General features: G+C 71.0%; 12 protein-coding genes and 1 pseudogene. 5 read left to right on the top strand and 8 right to left on the bottom strand.

What is annotated here, in order from left to right; all coding sequences use genetic code 11:
* Positions 1-416: 416 nt before the first annotated feature.
* Positions 417-1,685 (top strand): DUF4190 domain-containing protein, encoded by a 1,269-nt coding sequence (locus AB0761_RS33320; RefSeq protein ID WP_377272972.1) that lies wholly within the window; start codon positions 417-419, stop codon positions 1,683-1,685.
* Positions 1,686-1,826: 141 nt separating this feature from the next.
* Here the strand turns inward: AB0761_RS33320 and AB0761_RS33315 are convergent, their stop codons facing one another.
* Positions 1,827-2,045: a hypothetical protein gene (locus AB0761_RS33315; protein ID WP_377272971.1), complete on the bottom strand. Its 219-nt coding sequence runs from the start codon at positions 2,043-2,045 to the stop codon at positions 1,827-1,829.
* A gap of 310 nt (positions 2,046-2,355) precedes the next feature.
* Between AB0761_RS33315 and AB0761_RS33310 the strand changes: the two genes are divergently transcribed.
* Positions 2,356-3,555 (top strand): AAA family ATPase, encoded by a 1,200-nt coding sequence (locus AB0761_RS33310; protein WP_377272970.1) that lies wholly within the window; start codon positions 2,356-2,358, stop codon positions 3,553-3,555.
* Positions 3,556-3,703: 148 nt separating this feature from the next.
* Here the strand turns inward: AB0761_RS33310 and AB0761_RS33305 are convergent, their stop codons facing one another.
* A complete protein-coding gene (locus AB0761_RS33305; RefSeq protein WP_377272969.1) occupies positions 3,704-4,522 on the bottom strand; it encodes an NAD(P)H-binding protein in 819 nt (272 codons plus the stop codon).
* A 495-nt stretch (positions 4,523-5,017) separates the two neighbouring features.
* Positions 5,018-5,455: a hypothetical protein gene (locus tag AB0761_RS33300; protein WP_377272968.1), complete on the bottom strand. Its 438-nt coding sequence runs from the start codon at positions 5,453-5,455 to the stop codon at positions 5,018-5,020.
* 485 nt (positions 5,456-5,940) lie between these two features.
* On the opposite strand from AB0761_RS33300, the pseudogene AB0761_RS33295 reads away from it, so the two are divergent.
* Positions 5,941-6,570 (top strand): annotated as a pseudogene (locus AB0761_RS33295) (adenosylcobinamide amidohydrolase); the annotation flags it as partial.
* A gap of 463 nt (positions 6,571-7,033) precedes the next feature.
* Here AB0761_RS33295 and AB0761_RS33290 read toward each other — a convergent pair.
* Together AB0761_RS33290 and AB0761_RS33285 are read right to left on the bottom strand one after the other, a co-directional pair.
* Positions 7,034-8,857, bottom strand: a complete 1,824-nt coding sequence (locus tag AB0761_RS33290; protein ID WP_377272967.1) for an ABC transporter ATP-binding protein — start codon at positions 8,855-8,857, stop codon at positions 7,034-7,036.
* Entirely contained in the window at positions 8,854-10,593 is a 1,740-nt protein-coding gene (locus AB0761_RS33285; protein ID WP_377272966.1) for an ABC transporter ATP-binding protein, read from the bottom strand. The genes AB0761_RS33290 and AB0761_RS33285 overlap by 4 nt, the downstream gene beginning before the upstream one ends.
* A gap of 692 nt (positions 10,594-11,285) precedes the next feature.
* On the opposite strand from AB0761_RS33285, the gene AB0761_RS33280 reads away from it, so the two are divergent.
* Entirely contained in the window at positions 11,286-13,079 is a 1,794-nt protein-coding gene (locus tag AB0761_RS33280; RefSeq protein ID WP_377272965.1) for an adenylyl cyclase, read from the top strand.
* Positions 13,080-13,437: 358 nt separating this feature from the next.
* Here AB0761_RS33280 and AB0761_RS33275 read toward each other — a convergent pair whose 3' ends face one another.
* From AB0761_RS33275 to AB0761_RS33265, 3 genes are all read right to left on the bottom strand, one after another.
* The gene (locus tag AB0761_RS33275) at positions 13,438-14,211 is read right to left on the bottom strand and encodes an SDR family NAD(P)-dependent oxidoreductase (RefSeq protein ID WP_377272964.1); all 774 of its coding nucleotides are present in this window, start codon (positions 14,209-14,211) and stop codon (positions 13,438-13,440) included.
* A 414-nt stretch (positions 14,212-14,625) separates the two neighbouring features.
* Entirely contained in the window at positions 14,626-15,645 is a 1,020-nt protein-coding gene (locus AB0761_RS33270; RefSeq protein ID WP_377272963.1) for a polysaccharide deacetylase family protein, read from the bottom strand.
* Positions 15,646-15,773: 128 nt separating this feature from the next.
* A complete protein-coding gene (locus AB0761_RS33265) occupies positions 15,774-16,793 on the bottom strand; it encodes a glycoside hydrolase family 11 protein (protein ID WP_377272962.1) in 1,020 nt (339 codons plus the stop codon).
* A 1,208-nt stretch (positions 16,794-18,001) separates the two neighbouring features.
* Between AB0761_RS33265 and AB0761_RS33260 the strand changes: the two genes are divergently transcribed.
* A complete protein-coding gene (locus AB0761_RS33260; RefSeq protein ID WP_377272961.1) occupies positions 18,002-18,358 on the top strand; it encodes a hypothetical protein in 357 nt (118 codons plus the stop codon).
* Positions 18,359-18,389: the final 31 nt, after the last annotated feature.

Here is an 18,389-nt window from a genome sequence, read left to right as displayed (position 1 = left end):
GCACAGCTCGGCCGACGCCCTGCGGACGCGAGGTCGGGCCGCACCTCCACGGCGTACCCGGCGTACCCGGCGTACCGTCCACAACCGCTCCGACCTGCACGCCGATATGTCACGACAGGCGTGATCACGGTCCGCTAGAGTCTCGCCGCCGCTGTCGAACATCCGCACGAGACCAGGAGCCGGACCGCATGCCGACACCCCAGCCCAACGACCCCGGACCAGGCGAATCGCCACCGGGGGAGCCCACGCGGGACGCCGCCGCGCCGACTGCGTCCGGGCCGAGTGCTCCCACGCCGGAGTCGGGGTCGGAGGCGTCCCGGGCCGAGTCCGACGGCCGGGTGCCGGAGGCCCCGGGGCTGGAGGCAACCGCATCGGCCGAACCCGCGCCGGATGCGGGCACTCCCGAGCCGCACACCATGGACACTCAAGAGTCCGGCACCGACGGCTCCACGACCGTCGGTGCGCCCACCGGTCCCGCACCGCACACCGGGACGCCCGAGGGGACGGCCGCTGCGGCGCAGCCATGGAACCCCTGGGCACCGCCCGACCCGAGCCTCCCCACAGCCTCGCCGCCCTCGGGCAAGGCGGCGGCGCCCGCCGACGGGTCATGGGGGCCGTGGGGCCCGTACGGCGGGATGCCGGGCTGGCCCCAGCCCGCACCACCTCCGGGCGTCAACGGGTTCGCGATCGCCTCGCTGGTGCTCGGCTTCACCTGTCTGGTACCGCTGTCGGCCGGGTTCGGCATCGCCGCGCTGGGGCAGATCCGGCGCACCGGGCAGCGGGGCCGGGGACTGGCCCGCGCGGGCCTCGCGCTGTCCACGGTCTGGGCTGTGGCCTGGGTCACCTTGCTCGTGGTCGCCTTCGCCACCGTCCCGGACCTGCACACCCCTGGCGCACGCCCGCCCGGTACGACCTCGGTGTTCAACCTGCAGACGGGTGACTGCTTCGACGCCCCGACCGGGACGATGGTGAGCTATGTGACCGTCCTGCCGTGCAGCAAGCCGCACGAACGGGAAGTGTTCGGCCAGGCGCGCATCGACGGCAACGACCTCAGCTCCTTCCCGGGCAAGCAGTCGGTCCTGGAGCAGTCCTCGAAGGGCTGCCAGGACCTCGCCGACCGGTACATCATGGACAGCTGGGCATACCCGGCCACCCTGGCCATCCATTACTACTACCCCAAGGACGCCTCCCAATGGTGGAAGGACCCGCACTCCACCTGCTTCTTTGTGGATGACAACGGGAAGCGGAGCGGCTCCGTCCGGCGCGACTACACCAATCTCAACGGGGCCCAGCTCGACTACCTGGACAGCACCCGGGATCACAACGACGCCCTCAACCAGGAGCCCGGGTTCGAGCCCTCGCAGGACCTGCACGCCTACCACGTCTGGGCGGCGCAGGTTGCCGATGCCACGGAGCTGGAGGCGCAGCAGCTCGAGGCCGGGACCTGGTCACCGAAGGTGCGCGGACCGATCGCGGATCTGGTACGCGAGATCCGCAAGTCCTTGCCGTACTGGCGGCAGGCCGCAACCGCCCGGGACGACCACGCCGAGCGTCTGGCCCTGTCCAAGGCCTCGCTCCACGACGGCTACACGGAGGCGAAGAAGGTCCGTGGTGCCCTCGGGCTGGCCACCGGGGACCCGGACGACAACGGGGGCACAGGCGGGACGCTGGGCCAGGAGACCTGACCGCAACGGCCACGGGGCGCCCACCGCGACGCGGGCGCCCCGTGCAGGCCGATGCCCCCGGCGCGGTCCAGGTCCGGCGACGCGCCCTTGGCCCGGCCGGCGACCTTCGTCGTGCACGCCCGCGCCGGCGAGCCCGCGCCCTCAGCAGGCCAGCATCTTCTGGATGGCCTGGCGGGTGACTCCGAGCTCCCGTGCAATGTCCGCCTGGGACACACCCTGGTCGATCAGGCCCTGCATCAGATCTCGGCGCTCGACAGCGAACTGCCGGGCCAGGCGGGCATGCTCGATGGCCTGCGCTCGCACCTCCCTGAGGCGGTCGAATGCCGGCTGGTGCACGGAGAGGTCCTTGGTGTCTGCCATGACTCCAGGATGACAACCCCCGGTTGTCACGTCAACCCCCTGTTGTCATGGAGGACGGAGCAGAGGACAGCACCGGCGCGGTCCGGCATGCATCACCGGACACGGTCGCCGAGCCTTCCCACGCGATCCGAGTGCCCGGAGTCCACTGCCGGGCTCCAGGCCGGGCCGATCGGCGCAGCGGCAGAAAACGCCACGGCGAGGGGCCCTGCGTCGTCGGTCCACTCGACGAGCCTCGCGCACTGCCCGACAGGGTGCGGTTCGGCGATAATTGAGTCGACGTGCTCGCCACGTGCCCGTGACAATCCCTGCCATGCTGCATGCACCCGATCCGCTCCAGGTCCTGTGGCTCTGCGGGCCGGCGGGCGTCGGCAAGACCACGGTGGGCTGGGAACTCTTCTCCCGGCTCACCGCATCAGGGCTCCCCGCCGGCTATGTCGACATCGACCACCTGGGCATCTTCCTGCCCGGGCCCCCCGAAGACCCGGAACTCCACCGGATGAAGACGCGCAACCTCGCTGCAGTGCTGGCGAACTTCCGTGAGGGGGGCGCCCGGTGCGTGGTGGTGTCAGGAGTCGTGGATCCGGTACAGGGCGTGTATGCGGACGAACTGCCCCGCACCCACCTGACGGTATGCCGGCTGCGTGCCGACCGGGCGGAGCTGGCGCAGAGGTTCACAGGGCGCGGAATGCAGACGCATCGAGTGCAGGAGACGCTGGACGAGGCAGACGTCATGGACGTGAGCGGCTTCGGCGACGTGTGCATCGATACGACCGGGTTGAAAGTGGCGGAGGTTGTCCGGCAGGTTACGGAGCACATCGGCGACCGGACCGGCCCAGGACGACGCCTCGCGGAGCCGAGTGCCGGGGACTCGTCCGCGCCGCTGCTCCCCGGTCGGCCCAGCCGCTCAACCGACCGCGCCGCATCCTCGCCAAAGTCAAGGACCCCTGCGGTCGGCGCCCGGGTGCTGTGGCTGTTCGGCCCCACCGGAGTCGGCAAGTCGACCATCGGCTGGCAGGTCTACCAGCGCATCCGCGGCTCCGCCCGTACCGCGTACGTTGAACTCGACCAACTCGCCTTCCTCCGTCCCGCCCAGCCCGAGGACCTCGCCAACCACCGGCTCACGGCAAGGAACCTGGCTGCCCTGTGGCACGCATACAGCGACGCCGGCGCCGAGGTCCTCATCGTCAACGGCTCGGTCGAGGACGAGGCGGCTGTCAGGCTGTACACCGCTGCACTGCCCGAGGCCGCCATCACGATGTGTCGCCTGCACGCGAGCCGCACCGCCCTGACCGAACGGATCAAATTCCGCGGCCAGGGCGGCAGCTGGCCCGCACCGGGCGACCCCCTGAAGGGCAGACCAACCGCAGAGTTGCTCCGTATCGCCGACGAGGCAGCCGCGACAGCCGGAGCCCTGGAGCGGGCCGCGCTGGGCCATCTGCGCATTGACACGGACGACCGCACGGTCGAGGAGTCAGCGGCCGCGATCACCGCCGCCTGGCCGGCCCGCTAGTGATCCGCCCAGAGATGACGACCCGCCGATAAGGGCGTTCCGGCGTCGAGACCGTGCTGGATCGTCTGCTGCGCGACCAGGGACGTCGCCCCTGGTCCCAGTTGCGGTCCCACGTCACCGGGGGGCGATCCACACGGCAGCCGACGACTCATGCGAAGGCCTCGACGGTGCGGACCGCCCACTCCGCGAAGGTACGCGGCAGACGGCCGAGGACCCGCTCGACATCAGGGCTGACGCGCTGCTCGGCGACAGACGGTGCACCGAGGACGTCGAGGGTGGCCTCCACCACCGGCTCGGGCATGTACGCCAACATCCCAGCCCGCGCCTCCGCACGGCTCAGCTCGACGAACCGTACCTGCTCGCCCAAGGCGTCCCCGATCGCTACGGCCTGCTGCCGGGGCGAGATCGCCACCGGGCCGGTGAGCGTGTAGATCTCGCCGGCGTGGCCTCGCTCGCGCAGTGCGACGGCGGCGACCTCGGCGATGTCGGCCGGGTCGACGGCCGGCATCACGACGTCGCCGAAGGGCGCCGCGACCATGCGCTGCGTTCGGAGCGAGTCGGCCCATTGCAGCGCATTGGAGGCGAAGGCGCCCGGCCGCAGCATCGTCCATTCCAGCCCCGACTGCTTGACGGCGTCCTCCAGACCCGAGGGGTGCCGGTTTGTACCCACGCCCTGGGACGACAGCAACACGACCCGGCGGACACCGGACCCCCGGACAACATCCATGACATCACCGAGATTGCCGTTCGCCATGAAATCGGGAGAGGTCAGCAGAAACAGCGCCTCGGCTCCCTCAAGGGCGGGCTTGAGACTCTCCGGCTCGGTCAGATCGGCCTGGTGGAACCTGACTCCCTCGGGCACCTCGGCCGCCTTGCGCGAGACAGCCGTCACCTGCTCACCCGCCTCGACAAGGGCCTGCACAAGAGGCCGCCCGACATTCCCCGTTGCTCCCGTCACCACGATCATGGTCACTCCCCTTGTTCACGTTCCGTGTTCCGACTCACTGAAGCTACTTCCGGGGAGCCAATAGGTACCTAGGGGAAAGCGGGGGTCGAGTGACCGGGATCACAGTGGCGCGGCGCACGGCGGACCGACCCGAACGCTCCCGTGGGCACCGACACCGCCACCGCCTCCGCAGGCCGATGAACCGTCAGTCCCCCAATCCGGAACAGACGGTGGACGATATGCCCACTCTGTGCATCGCCTCATTCCACAGTGGTCAAGCCTCAACCAGGGTCTTTCGCAGCGCAGTTCGTTCCCCATGTGTTGCGACGAGCGGCGAGTGGTTGCTCCCGGCGGGTATGCATCCAGGGAGTCCAGAACGAGCTCCTGATGGAACTCCGGCCTTGAGGACCGGTGGGAGACGGACCGCTGGCTGCCCCGCCACACAGCAGGTCTTGGACCACGTGCCTGCCACCATCCACGGACGACCGGCACGGACAATCGGCCGGCCTCGCACCGCTAGCGGAAGTCGCTGGGGACGTACGCCTTGGTCCACCGCGAGTACTGCGCCCGGTCCTCGGGCGAGAACGCCTGGTCGAGGATCCTGTACTGCCCGTAGTAGCGGAGCCCCTGGTCGATCCGTACCCCCTGCACCTGGAGTTCGGCGCCCGGCAGCACCCGTACGCGGCCCTGTGCGCAGTCGGGCCGACAGGTGTTGATGCCCAGGCTGCCACGGGCGGTCGCGGTCGGGGCGCCCCAGTTCGACCACCGCAGTCCGCTGAGCGCGACCGTGCTCGTCACCGTGAACGTGACCGGCCGGGCGGCCGGCATCTGCGAGAGGTCGTCCAGGAGGATCGGCGGCTGCCCGCCCGCCACGCTCGGGCCGGCCACCGGCAGCAGGGCTGCGGCCAGCACGAGCACGACGATGCGGCGGCGTTCCGGCCATGGTGAGCGCATCACGCTGACCTCCCTCGACGAACGGACAGGCCGACGGGCGGGCCGGCGGCGGCCGGGCCTGCGTACGGCCCCGAGCCGAGCCGACAGCGAAGGCTGTCCGGGCAACCCGCGCAATGTGCGGCATGCCTGGCCGGGGGTCCGGCCCGCTCTCTGTGCCCGGCGGCACGGTGACTCCTCCCCCAGCGTAGGACGGCCCGGCCCGCGGTGCCCGCGCAGCGCTCCGCCGCCCGGTTGTCGGGCCACAGGCGGCAGAGCGGTGGAGCACATACCCGGCCCCTCCTGCTCGCCGCGGGTCCGGTCCAGGGCTGAGCGGGCACCGCAGAGGCCGCGGCGGAGTGAGATGCGGGCGGGCCGGGACTGTCCGGAGCACCGCGCCCTCGAACCCGTGCCGCGCGGTGGGGCCGCCCCGGTCCGCGCCGTCCGGGGCCGCTGGGGATGATGGGAGCTCGTCATGACGCCGAAGCGGGGACGGAAGTGGAGGGTTGGTGGGGTATCCGGTGGTGGGGCGGTCGGCGAGGTTCGAGGACGACGCCTGCAGGCACCTGCTTGTGTGGCGTGCGGGACCGGGCTGGCGCATGGTCAGCAGTGCCGTCCTCGGGGGTGGGATCGGTCAGCGGCAGTGGGTGCTCAACGCCCATGTCCGCCCCGGGTACAGCCGGCTCGACCCGGACCGCCACCTCGCCGGACTCGCGGCGGCCGAAGGGCTGACCGGGCCGGGCGTCGGGCTGATGACCGCCGCCGAGGTCGATGACGTCACCTGGGCCGAGGACACCGGCGCCACCGCCGTCGTCACCTCCGGGATCGGCGTGCCCACCTGGGCGGCAGCCTCCGAGCGGCCGCCGCACCGGTCCGGACACGTTCCGGGCACGATCAACATCCTGGCCGTGGTCCCCGCGCCGGTGTCCGACGCCGCCCTGGTCAACCTGCTGGCGACCGCCACCGAGGCGAAGGTCCAGGCGTTGCTGGACGCCGGGTACTCCTGCTCCGGGACGCCGTCGGACGCCGTCTGTGTGGCGGTCCGTGCACCTCGGCCCGGCGAGGAGCCGGACCCCTTCGGCGGCCCCCGGTCCCTGTGGGGGTCCCGGCTGGCACGCGCTGTCCACAGCGCCGTCGGGCAGGGCGCACACCGGGACCGCGACCGGCGGGCGGCCGGCCGGCCCCGTGGACATCCGGGACCGGGCCCGGCCTGCCGCCACGACGACATCCTGGCCACGCTCCCGCCTGCTCCGCACTCGTGGCCGCAGGCAGGCCCCGACCCCGGGAGCACCCCGCCCGGCCGGCCGACGACCGAGGCTGCCGCCGCACCGGCCCACTGACGGGGGCGCGGTCCGGCAGCATCCTCGTCCGGCAGCATCCTGGTCCGGGCGCTCCTCGGGCGCAGGCGGGGCGAGGCGGGGCGAGCGCGTCGTCCGTGCGCGGGCCGGGCGGTCAAGGCAGCACGGCCGGCCACCGAGCCGCACCGACCGGCAGCCGCACAGGGCCCTGCGCGCAGACCGTCCCCTCCCCCCGCGCCGGATCAGACCTGGACGGACCAGGCCTTCGCCGGGCACAACGCGGGATGGTCCCGCTCAGCGGGGGCTACGAGCGGTACCCCCGTGCCTGGAGGTCGAAGAGCGACGCATACCGTCCGCCCGCCGACATCAGCTCCGCGTGGGTCCCCTGCTCGGTGACGGAACCGTCGTCGAGCACCACGATCCGGTCGGCCATGCTGACCGTGGAGAACCGGTGCGAGACAAACAGGGCTATCGCGCCGCGCGCCTCGGCCGCCCGGCGCGCGCTCTCCAGATGGCGTTCGAACAACAGGTGCTCCGACTGTGCGTCGAGGGCTGCCGTCGGCTCGTCGAGCACCATGAGCACCGTGCTGCGGCGCATCATCGCCCGGCCCAGGGCCAGCTTCTGCCACTGGCCGCCCGACAGGTCCCGGCCGTCGGGGAAGCTGGTGCCGATCCGGGTCTCCAGACCGTCCGGCAGCTCCGTCAGTACGCCCTCGGCTCCGGCGTCGCGGAGCGCCCTGCGGGCTGCGGCCGCGTCCTCGGCACTGGGCAGATCGCCGATGCCCACGACCTGCTGCACCGGGAACTCGAAGCGGACGAAGTCCTGGAAGGCAGCGGACGTGACGTCCCGCCAGGCCTGTGCATCCAGCTCCGCCAGGTCTCTCCCGTCAATGAGGACGCGTCCCGCGCTCGGCCGGTACAGCCCGCACAGCAGCTTCACCAGGGTGCTCTTGCCCGCGCCGTTCTCACCCACGAGCGCGACCACCGAGCCGGCGGGCAGCGCCAGGTCCAGGCCGCTCACCACGTCCCTGGTGGTACCGGGATAGCGGAAGGAGACACCCTCCAGCCGTATGCCGTCGCGCAGCGCCTGCGGCGCGGCGCCCGTGCCGCCGGTCATGGCCGCGTCCTCGCGGGCAGCGCCCAGCACCCGGCGCATCCGTGCACCGATCTTCCCGGCGCGCTGCATGTCGAGGGTGAGGCTGAGGATCTGGGTGACTCCGACAGCGACCTGCCGTGCCAGCACGATGGCGAGGACCACATCGGCTGCTCCGGAGTGTCCGGCGACCGCGTCGCGGACCACGAGCAGCAGGGCCAGACCGTAGGCCGCCCCGAACACCACCTGTCCCGCGGTGCGGACCAGTGCCGCCACGGCCTCTGCGCGGCGGGTCCGAGCAGCGACGCCGTTGATCAGTTCCCCCTGGCGGCGGGCCAGTTCCAGGCTGAGCCCGGCAAGGCGGATCTCCATCATCGGGCCGGGCTGCTGAGTGAGCGTCAGCAGGTCATGGGCCTTGCGCTGCTCCGGCTCGACCTCCTTGCGGGTGCGCTCGACCAGCTCGGTGGCGTGGCGGCCGGCGAAGTAGGGGGCGAGCGCCGCAAGGGGAAGGAACATGAGCAGCGGCTGCAGCCGCCCCAGCAGAACGACGGTCACCAGCATCTGGACGACGACCGCCAGCGTCTCCAGCAGACCTTGCACCACATAGTGCAGCGCGAAGACGTCCTGCCTGAGCAGTGACATCTCGTCGGCGAACTCGGGGTCCTCCTGACGGTCGAGCGTCGTACCGTCCTGCGTGGCCCGCACCAGTCGCGCTGTGGTGGCCAGGATGGCCCGCTCCCCCAGCACGCCGAACACCATCGTGGTGAAGTGGCCCATGGTCAGCTGGATGACGGCCAGCACGGCGACCCAGCATCCCGCGAGGGCCGCGGCACCGAAGCGGCCCTCCGCGCCGGCCCCCACCAGCGCGGCCAGCGCCAGGCCGAGGAGTGGACCGGAGATCGCGCCCGAGAAGATCATCAGGGCACCGCCGACACCGCGGGCCGGATCCTCCCGCAGCAGCGTCCAGCAGGTGGCGAGGGCGTCGCGGAGGCCTTGGAGCCGACCCTCCGCTCCCGGCTCGATGGCAGCGGTCATGACCCGTTCTCCGTTCCCGCACCGGCTGCCACGGCGAACCGGGCGGACTGCAGTGCAAACATGCGCGCGTACTGCCCGTCGAGCTCCATGAGTTCGGCATGGGTGCCGTCCTCGGCGATGCGGCCGCCGTCGAGCACCACGATCCGGTCGGCCCGGCGGACGGTGGCGAACCGGTGCGACACCACGACAGTGGTCGTCCCACGCGTCAGATCCAGGAAGTTGTCGATGAACTCCGCCTCGGCGCGCACATCCATGCTGGCGGTCGGCTCGTCCATGATCAGGACCGAGGCGCCGCCGTCCACCGCGAGCATCGCCCGGGCGAGCGCCACCCGCTGCCACTGTCCGCCCGACAGATCGGTGCCGCCCTGGTACTTGCGGCTGAGCGTGGTGTCCAGTCCCCGGTCCAGGCCTTCGAGGAAACCGGCGGCAGCGACGCGCTCCGCGGCGCGGGCGACCGCTGCCCGGTCCGCGACCAGCTCGGCCGCACCGAAGCCGATGTTGTCGGCGGCCGAGAGCGGGTAGCGGCCGAAGTCCTGGAAGACAGCGGCGACCCGGCGCTGCCACTGGGCGGCGTCGAAATCCCTGACATCGGCGCCGTCCACGCTGATCCGGCCGGACTGCGGCTCGTAGAACCGGCACAGCAGCTTGATCAGCGTGGTCTTTCCGGCGCCGTTGACGCCGACCACCGCCAGTGACGTTCCGGCTCTCAGATCCAGCGTGAAACCGGACAGTACCGGCCGGTCCGCGCCCGGGTAGGCGAAGACGACGTCCTCGAAGCGGATCGACTCGGCCACCGGCGGGGCCGGGACCGCAGGGAGGCCGTCGGCTGCCGGCACGGGCTGCGCGGCGGCCGTCGCCGCCTCCACCTGCTCGATGTGGCGCAGGCAGGTGAGGCCGTACGAGATGATGTAGTCCGACTCGTCGAAACTCGCGCCTATACCGAGCGCGCCGATCACCGCCTGCGCGACCAGCATGGTCGAGCCCACGGACAGCCCCCCGCCGACGGCCGGCCACGCCAGTCCCGCCAACGCCAGTGCCCCACCCACGGTCGTCACCGTCGCAGCCAGCACAAAGGGCCGGATGAAGGCACCGGAGCGGATGCCCCACAGCATCCGGAAGTAGCCGAGCCCTTCCTCCTCACCGCGGTCGGCCAGCCACCCGGCCAGCCCGAAGACCCGTGACTCCTTCCCGATCGCGGGGCTCAGGCACTGGTCGGACAGGAAGAAGTGCCGCCGCCGCTGCGCAATGGTGTCGACGATCGCCGTGGAGTAGGCGTTCGCCCCGCGCCGGTGGGTGACCCGCAGCACCAGGCCGCCGATCCCGGCGGCCGCCGCCCCGAGCCAGCTGAATCGGACCCCGATGAGGGCCAGCGCCCCCACGAAGCCGGTGTACCGGGCCAGCAGCGTCAGCGACGCCGCCGCGGCCGCGCCGGGGGTCGCGAACCGCCGCATCCCGGCGACCGCCTCGTCCAGCGCCGATCGGACCTCAGGGCGCTCCATGACGGCGATCCCCGGCGCGGAGTAGTTGGTGGCCATGAGCCGCCGGTAGATGTCGGCGTCGACCCGGTACTGGATCACCCACGCCAGCATCCGCTGCACCGGCGCCAGCACCTGCCCCACCACCAGGGCACCCGCCGCCAGCCCCATGGCCGTCTGGAGTTGCCCCCATGCCGCCGACCCGGTCCCGCCGGCCGCGGCCGCGCCCACGTGCCCCACAGCCGCGCTGCTGAACACCATGAACGCCAGCGGCGCTGCCCCGACTGCCAGTTGGACGAGGATGCTGGTGGCGACAGCCGATCGCGAGGCGTGCCGTAGGAGCTTCAACAGATGGAGGCGTTCTCGGGCGACGCGTGATGGTGCGGACGGTGAGCGCATGCAGGTCAGCTCTCTCGTTCCGGCGGATCCGAACGGGGCACAAAGGTTTGTAAGTTTCTACCGAAGCTATCGCTGCAGACGCAACCATTTTTCGTGAGCGCTCCCGTAGCAGCCGGGGACGGTGATCGCGCATGACGGTGCGTCAGCGCTGGGTTGCGACCGCGAGATTCCATCAACTTGTCGACACTGCGCGGTCGAAGCACCCGCCGACGGCCCGGCCGCCGGCCGTCAATGCCATCGCATCGCCATGGATGCGGCACATGGAGGGAGATCGGGGAGGACCGCCACGCTCCAGGGGCATCACGGCGACCCACCGAGGACCACCCGCCCCGAGCCGGATCGAGCCGCTGCGATCCGGCGTCCACGGCCGGAGGCACCGCCGGCGACGGCTCGGTAGCTCTTCATCAATTGAACACACATCAGCTGCGGAAGCACCATTGTCTACAGGCTATTGACGCCACTCGGCCCCAATGCTTCACTTCCCCCCCGAGAGCGCTCTCTTGTATCCGATGACCAGCGCCACCCCTCTCCACCCCACCACGCCAGGGAGAGTCATGTCCGTCACCCCCAGCCGCCGCACCGTGCTCCGAGGTGCGGCGGTCGCCGCCACACTGCCACTGGCCGGCGCCCTGTCCACCGGAGCGGCCTCCGCCGCGGCACCTGCCTGCCGAACCACTGACCTGGGCGCCAATGTCCTGGTCTTCGACCCCTCCATGGGCGATGCGGCGATCCAGGCCCAGGTTGACGCTGTGTTCAACGTCCAGCAGTCCAACCAGTTCGGCACCGAGCGGTACGCCCTGGCCTTCAAGCCCGGCACCTACAACGTCGACATCAACGTCGGTTTCTACACCCACGTACTCGGGCTCGGCGACAGCCCCGACGACGTCGTGATCAACGGACATGTCACGGTCGACGCCCAGTGGCTGGGCGGCAACGGCACCCAGAACTTCTGGCGCAGCGCCGAGAACCTGTGCATCGTCCCGCCGGACGGCCTGGAGCGCTGGGCGGTCTCCCAGGCGGCCCCGATGCGCCGCACCCACGTCAAGGGGAACATGACCCTGTGGCCCAGCCCGCCCGGCAACCGCTGGTCCAGCGGCGGGTTCCTGGCCGACAGCATGGTGGACGGACAGGTCGAGTCGGGTTCGCAGCAGCAGTGGCTGTCCCGCAACGACACCTTCGGCAGCTGGACCGGCTCCAACTGGAACATGGTCTTCGTCGGCGTCCAGGGCGCTCCCGCCCAGAGTTTCCCCACCCCTCCCATGACCACGGTCGACCACACCCCCGCCGTCCGGGAGAAGCCGTTCCTCACCGTGGACCGCCACGGCTCGTACCAGGTCTTCGTGCCCGCGCTGCGCCGCAACTCCACCGGGACCACCTGGGCCTCCGGCCAGGCCGCCGGACACAGCATCCCGCTGTCCCGCTTCCACGTGGCCCGCCCCGGCGACTCCGCGGCCACCCTCAACCGGGCCCTCTCCCAGGGGCAGCACCTGCTGCTCACCCCCGGCATCTACCAGCTCTCCTCCGCGCTGCAGGTGTCCCGCCCCGGCACCGTCGTCCTCGGCCTGGGCCTGGCCACCCTCCAGGCGACCCATGGCAACTCGCTCATAGAGGTCGACGACATCGGTGACGTCTCCATCGCCGGTGTGCTCCTCGAGGCCGCCTCCGCCGGCTCCCGTGTGCTGCTGCGCGTCGGCGACGGCCGCAGCCGGAAGAACCACTCCGCCCAGCCCACCGCGCTCTTCGACGTCTTCGCCCGCATCGGCGGCGCCGTCCCCGGCGGCGCCTCGGTCAGCATCCAGATCGACAGCAACGACGTGATCGTCGACCACATCTGGGCCTGGCGCGCGGACCACGGCAACGACGGCAGTGTCGGCTGGTCGGTCAACCCCGCCGACACCGGCTTCCTCGTCAACGGCGACCGGGTCACCGCCTACGGCCTCTTCGTCGAGCACTACCAGAAGTACGAGGTGCTCTGGAACGGCAACCACGGCCGCACCTACTTCTTCCAGAACGAGCACCCCTACGACGTCCCCACCCAGACCGCCTGGACCCACGACGGCACCAACGGCTACGCCGCCTACAAGGTCGCCGACTCCGTCACCGACCACCTGGCCTGGGGACTGGGCAGCTACTGCTTCTTCAACCTCGAGGCCGACATCTACACCGACCGGGCCTACGAGGTCCCCGACACCCCGGGCGTCGTCTTCACCGACCTGATGACCGTCTGCCTCAACGGCGCGGGCGGCGGAGGCATCCTGCACTGCATCAACAACAGCGGCAACCCCGTGCAGAACGGCTTCGGCACTTACAGCATGAAGGGCTACTCCAACAGCGTCGCAAGTGCCTGACCGACCAGGCACCCGGACCTGCCGCGGCCGCTGACCGGATCACACCCGCCGCCCGGAGGGCCATCCGCCCGCCCGGCCGGAGCATCCGACCGACGATGCGCCGGCTGCCGCGGACAGGGATCGTCAGTGCGGGCGGAGCCGGGTCGCGGTCGTCGGGCCACCGCCGGTCGGCAGCGGGAGCGGAAGCGGCGCACGTCAGCCTCCGCATCGACTGCGGCAGGACTGTCATCGCAGGATCGGGCGGGTGCCATGGGCACCCGCCCGATCCTGTGTCGCTGCGAGGCCGGGGCCGCGGACGCACCGCACTCGCCGGACACCTCCGCCCGGTTCGAGGACCGGGGTGCGCGGCCGCCGGCTGTCAGGTGGAGGAGAATCCCCCGTCGACAAAGACGGTCTGACCCGTCACATAGGACGAGGCCTCACTCGCCAGGAAGACGGCGACGCCGGTGAAGTCGCCCAGCTCGCCGTTGCGTCCGGTCATCGTGCGACGCGCCATCGCCTCCACCCGGACCGGGTCCTGGAAGACGGCCTCATTGAGCGGGGTGTGGACGAATCCCGGGGCGATGGCGTTGACGCAGACACCCCGCGCCGACCAGGCCTCCGCCTGCGAGCGGGTGAGTGCGCTCAACGCCGCCTTGGACACTCCGTAGGCACCGCTGTTGCCGAACGCCCGAACGGCCTGCTGGGACGCGATGTTGATGATCCGCCCCCAGCCGTTGGCGGCCATCCCCGGGCCGAACCGCTGGCCGAGCGTGAACGGCGCGTCGAGGTTGGTACGCATGGTGCGGTCCCAGTCGGCCTCGCTCAGCTCCTCCAGCGGCGGCCGGAGGTTCACCCCCGCTGAGTTCACCAGGATGTCCGGGGCGCCGTGCCGCTGCACCAGGGTGTCGGCCAGCCGGTGGGTCTCGGCGCGGTCGCCGAGGTCGGCGACGATCCAGTCGGCGGTGCCGCCCTCGCCCCTCAGTGCCCGCACCGCCTCCGCCAGGGGCCCGGCACGGCGCGCCGCCAGGACGACCTCGGCGCCGGCCCGGCACAGTGCCGAGGCGATCGCCAGTCCGATGCCGGAACTGCCCCCGGTGACCAGGGCCCTGCGGCCCTTGAGGGAGAACAGGTCGGCGATGGACGGGTGCACGGTGGGCTCCTTCGGAGGTGGCGGGCAGCGCCACTGAGGGCTCCGCCCGGCCGCCCCCTCCTCAGTGAGGGGCGGCGCGGATCACCGCCACCGTATCGCCGGGCATCCGCCGTATGCGGCACGCCCCGTACCGACCGCCGGTGCAGCGTCACGCCGAGCCGGTCCGTCGCACGGTCAATGCGCCGAACAACGCCGGGGAGGCCGGCCGACGAGGGTGTCCGCCCCGGGTCCGGTGCAAGCCCCGCAACCCGGGGCCTGACATGGCGGCAAGGCCCTGTCCGGCCTGGACAGAGCCTTGCCACGGCATCACGGGCCCACCGGGTACGGCCACGGTCCGGCCGTACGTCGGGGAGGCAGCGTGGCGCGGCGGGGGTGGCCGCCGCGCCACGGATCGTGCCCCGGGTGGGACGGGGGTCAGCCGGCGCTGCAGCTGACGGTGGGCCAGGTGGTGCTGCCGTTGGTCTGGATGGTCACGCCCCAGTTGTTGCCGCTGCCGTTGGGCTTGGCGACCAGAGTCTGGGCGTCGGGGTAGCTGGCGGTGATGTTCCAGGTCGTCATGACCTTCTCCGGGGACGGGACCTTCATCGTCACCGTCCAGGTGCTGGAGCCGGTCACCGCGACGTTCAGGTTGTAGCGGTCACTCCAGGACTGGCCCGCGGACAGCGTCGCGGTGCAACTCCCGCCGCCGCCCGTGGTGCCGCCGGTGGTACCGCCGGCGGTCGTGCCGCCGGTGCTGGAACCGCCGTCGGGGGCGACGGCGCGGCCGGTCTGCGGGGAGATCATGCCGGCGCACAGGCCCCGGCTGGCGAGCCCCTGCGCAATGCGCGGAATGGCCGCGAGGGTGTTGGCGGGCCACTCGTGCATCAGGATGACCTGCCCGTTGGTGAGCCGGGCGTTGGCCTGCACGATCGCGTCCGTGCTGGCGCCGTTCCAGTCCTGCGAGTCGACATCCCAGATGACCTGGGTCAGGCCGTACTTGGCCTCGACCGACTGAAGCGTCGCATTGGTCTCACCGTAGGGCGGCCGGAACAGCTTCGGCGTGCCGCCGCCGGCGCTGGAGATGGCCTGCTGGGTCCGGGAGACCTCGGAGTCGATCTGCGCCTGGCTCTCCTGGATCAGGTGCGGGTGGGTGTAGCTGTGGTTGCCGACCCACATGCCGGCATTCACCTCGGCCTGGACCTGCGCCGGATACGCGGCGGCGTACTGGCCCTCGTTGAACAGTGTGGCCCGCAGTCCGTTCTGCTTGAGCGCGTTCAGCAGAGCCGGGGTGTGGTCGTTGGACGGGCCGTCGTCGAAGGTGATCCCGACGTATCCGTTGCACGTGGCGGCCTGCGACGGAGTCGCGTTCAGCGTCAGGGTCCCGGCCAGTGCCATCGCGGCGACAGCCAGCCCCGCTACAAGGGAGCGTATCGACAGAAGAGGTTTGGTTCGCATACCGGGTGGGTCCTCCTTGTACTGGCGGCGACCGCGGTGGACGGCATCGGTCGGGCGAGCATCCCGGGGGGTCGGGGTCCGTCGAGGAAGCCCGACCCCCCGGACGTGTGCTGGTTGTGCGGGGTGGGTCAGCTGGGGCTGCAGGTGACCGTCGGCCAGGTGGTGCTGCCGTTGGTCTGGATGGTGGCGCCCCAGTTGTTGCCGCTGCCGTTGGGCTTGGCCACCAGGGTCTGCGCGTCGGGGTAGCTGGCGTTGATGTTCCAGGTCGACATCACCTTCTCCGGCGACGGAACCTTCATCGTCACCGTCCAGGTGCTGGAACCGGTCACCGCGACATTCAGGTTGTACCGGTCACTCCAGGACTGGCCCGCCGACAGCGTCGCCGTGCAACTCCCGCCGCCGCCCGTCGTGCCGCCCGTGGTGCCCCCGGTCGTCCCACCCGTGGTACCGCCGGTGGTGCCGCCGCCGCTGGAGGAGCCGACGGTGATGTTGGAGCTGCCGCTGCTCTGGTAGCCCTCGGTGGCCAGGATCTCGTAGTTCATCGAGCCCAGGTTCATGCCGTGGCTGGCCCAGGCGTCGAAGTGGTTGCCGACGGTGATGGTGCCGCCGGTCCGCTTGGACTGCCGCACACTCCAGTACTGGTTGAACGTCGCCGTGCCCTGGATCGAGGGCTGGTTGACCCGCTGGGTCTCGTAGATGTCGTACGTGCCGCCGTCGGAGGTCACCGTGCCCTTGTAGGTGCCGGTGGGCTTGTAGGAGCCGTAGTTGTCGACGATGTAGTACTCCACCAGCGGGTTGGTGGTCCACCCGTACAGCGAGAGGTAGGCGTTGCCGGAGGTGCTCCAGGTGCCCGAGTAGGTCACCGGGTTGCGGTTGCCGGTGCTCCAGCCCTTACCCGCAACGAAGTTGGCGACATTGTTGAACGTGGTGCTGTACTGGCCGCCGGCACCCATGGTCATCGAGGCCTGACCACTGTTCTGGCTCCAGAACGAGTAGAAGTACCCGTTGTTGCTGCCGGTCTGGTTCGAGGTGACCGTGGTGTCCGCGTGGGCGGTGGCCGGGATCAGCAGCACAGCCGCGACCAGCGCGAGAATCCACCTGAGGCGCCCGCGCATGCGGAACCTCGAGCGGGTGAGGGGGGTGTTCATGAACGCGCTTCCTCCTGGTGAAGCCGGGTGGGAACGCCGGAGGGCATGACGCCGACCGACGGGCTCAAGGTGGCCGCGGTGAGGGGGCCACAGTCGCAGGGACCGGCACGGCACGCAGGACACTCAGCCCGCCACCGCACCGCAAGGGCAAGAAGAGAAGGGCGGCCGGCCGCCGTGCGATCGGCAACCACACACCCACGGCCTGATCGCAGCAGGCCCACCGGAACAACCCCCACCGCAGGACCGCCGACAACGACAGCACCCGCACCACAACCCGCAGTTCAGGACCGCCGATACGACGTCCACCACAACGGCCCGACCGCACCACGAGCACCCCAGGCACGGACACACACGCCATCCACGATCACCGCAACCTCAGCTTCCGGTCACCGGACACGCACACCAGAACGCGCCCGGAGGTGGGACGGGTGGATCCGTAACCAGTCGCCTGCATTACGGGGAGGTTTCCGATCGCTGGAGAGTATGCAGCGGTGTCAGAGGTCAGTCAATGAGTCTCGTTTCCGAAAGTTCAGCGAAACTCGTGACCAGGCCACCTGGGGCTCAGTTCGAAATAATTCGGACTTGTTGCCTGATCTCGTTATGGCGCTTCCCGGGCTCGTGCGCAGCCTCTTGACGCACCATCAGGACCGTCCTACGGTTCCGCGAGACCGTTCGCAAACTCACCGAAACTTTCAGGTTGCTTGCGGCACTGCGGAACCGGTCCCGGACGGAGGCGGGCAGACGACGGATCGGACAGCCCGGCAGTCCCGTAGCGGAACGGCAAAGCTCCCCACGGCAGGGAGATGAGGGCGGTTCGGCGCGATCGGGTGGTGTCGGCCGACCTGCTCTCAGCCGGGGGTGGTGGCGGCTTGCGCCCCGAGTGCGAGCCAGGTGTCTGCGGCGTCACTTGGCCGGCCCGGGGCGCAAGCCGCCGACGTCGGCCCCGGGGGTGCGGACACCCCGGGGCCGACCGCATCCGCAGGCTCCCGGCACCGCTGCCGCAGGCCTCCACCTGGGCCCGGCTCCCGGACCGGTTTGCCGCCCCAGGACGCGGAGTCCGGCGTTCCCGAGGTCCGTGCACCAGGGCTGGACCTGCTGACGCGACGCACCCGGGGCACGGTCCCACGGCCTTGTGTTCGCTCGTCTTCGATACGAGGGTGGGCGCGGGCTCGGGCCGCCTCGGCGTCAACCGGTACAGGGAGAATCAGATGAAGCGATATGCGAGGGCGTCGGCGAGCCTGCTGGCGGCAGTCGCCGCCACAGTGGGTTTCACCACGGTTCAAGCGGGACCAGCGAGCGCCGACGTGGGTTCCTGCACGGTCACACCCTCCGCCGGGCAGGCGTCCGGCGGAGGTTCGGCGACATGTCCCGCGGGAGCGGGAGCCTTCACCTTCCGGGTCGTCGTGGACTGCTACGACGGCTATCCGGTCATGCACTTCCAGGCGACGACCTACGGTCCGTGGGTGCAGGCGAGCGCGACAGCCGCCACCGTGTCGGCAGTCGTTTGCCATGGCTATGTCCCCGGCTCGGGCGTCGGTATGAACGCTCACATCGAGACCCAGTGAGGTCGCCGGTGGCGGTTGCCGCGCCACCGAG

Origin of the sequence: Peterkaempfera podocarpi (genome assembly GCF_042466665.1) — a bacterium.
GTDB lineage: Bacteria > Actinomycetota > Actinomycetes > Streptomycetales > Streptomycetaceae > Peterkaempfera > Peterkaempfera podocarpi.
Note: the sequence above shows the minus strand (reverse complement) of the source record. Positions and strands in the feature narration are given on the sequence as shown.

Bases quoted from the DNA above. Each gene is read 5' to 3' on its own strand.
- AB0761_RS33320 (WP_377272972.1), top strand. From the start codon at position 417: ATGGACACTCAAGAGTCCGGCACCGACGGCTCCACGACCGTCGGTGCG.
- AB0761_RS33315 (WP_377272971.1), bottom strand. From the start codon at position 2,045: ATGGCAGACACCAAGGACCTCTCCGTGCACCAGCCGGCATTCGACCGC.
- AB0761_RS33310 (WP_377272970.1), top strand. From the start codon at position 2,356: ATGCTGCATGCACCCGATCCGCTCCAGGTCCTGTGGCTCTGCGGGCCG.
- AB0761_RS33305 (WP_377272969.1), bottom strand. From the start codon at position 4,522: ATGATCGTGGTGACGGGAGCAACGGGGAATGTCGGGCGGCCTCTTGTG.
- AB0761_RS33300 (WP_377272968.1), bottom strand. From the start codon at position 5,455: ATGCGCTCACCATGGCCGGAACGCCGCCGCATCGTCGTGCTCGTGCTG.
- AB0761_RS33290 (WP_377272967.1), bottom strand. From the start codon at position 8,857: ATGACCGCTGCCATCGAGCCGGGAGCGGAGGGTCGGCTCCAAGGCCTC.
- AB0761_RS33285 (WP_377272966.1), bottom strand. From the start codon at position 10,593: ATGGTGTTCAGCAGCGCGGCTGTGGGGCACGTGGGCGCGGCCGCGGCC.
- AB0761_RS33280 (WP_377272965.1), top strand. From the start codon at position 11,286: ATGTCCGTCACCCCCAGCCGCCGCACCGTGCTCCGAGGTGCGGCGGTC.
- AB0761_RS33270 (WP_377272963.1), bottom strand. From the start codon at position 15,645: ATGCGAACCAAACCTCTTCTGTCGATACGCTCCCTTGTAGCGGGGCTG.
- AB0761_RS33265 (WP_377272962.1), bottom strand. From the start codon at position 16,793: ATGAACACCCCCCTCACCCGCTCGAGGTTCCGCATGCGCGGGCGCCTC.
- AB0761_RS33260 (WP_377272961.1), top strand. From the start codon at position 18,002: ATGAAGCGATATGCGAGGGCGTCGGCGAGCCTGCTGGCGGCAGTCGCC.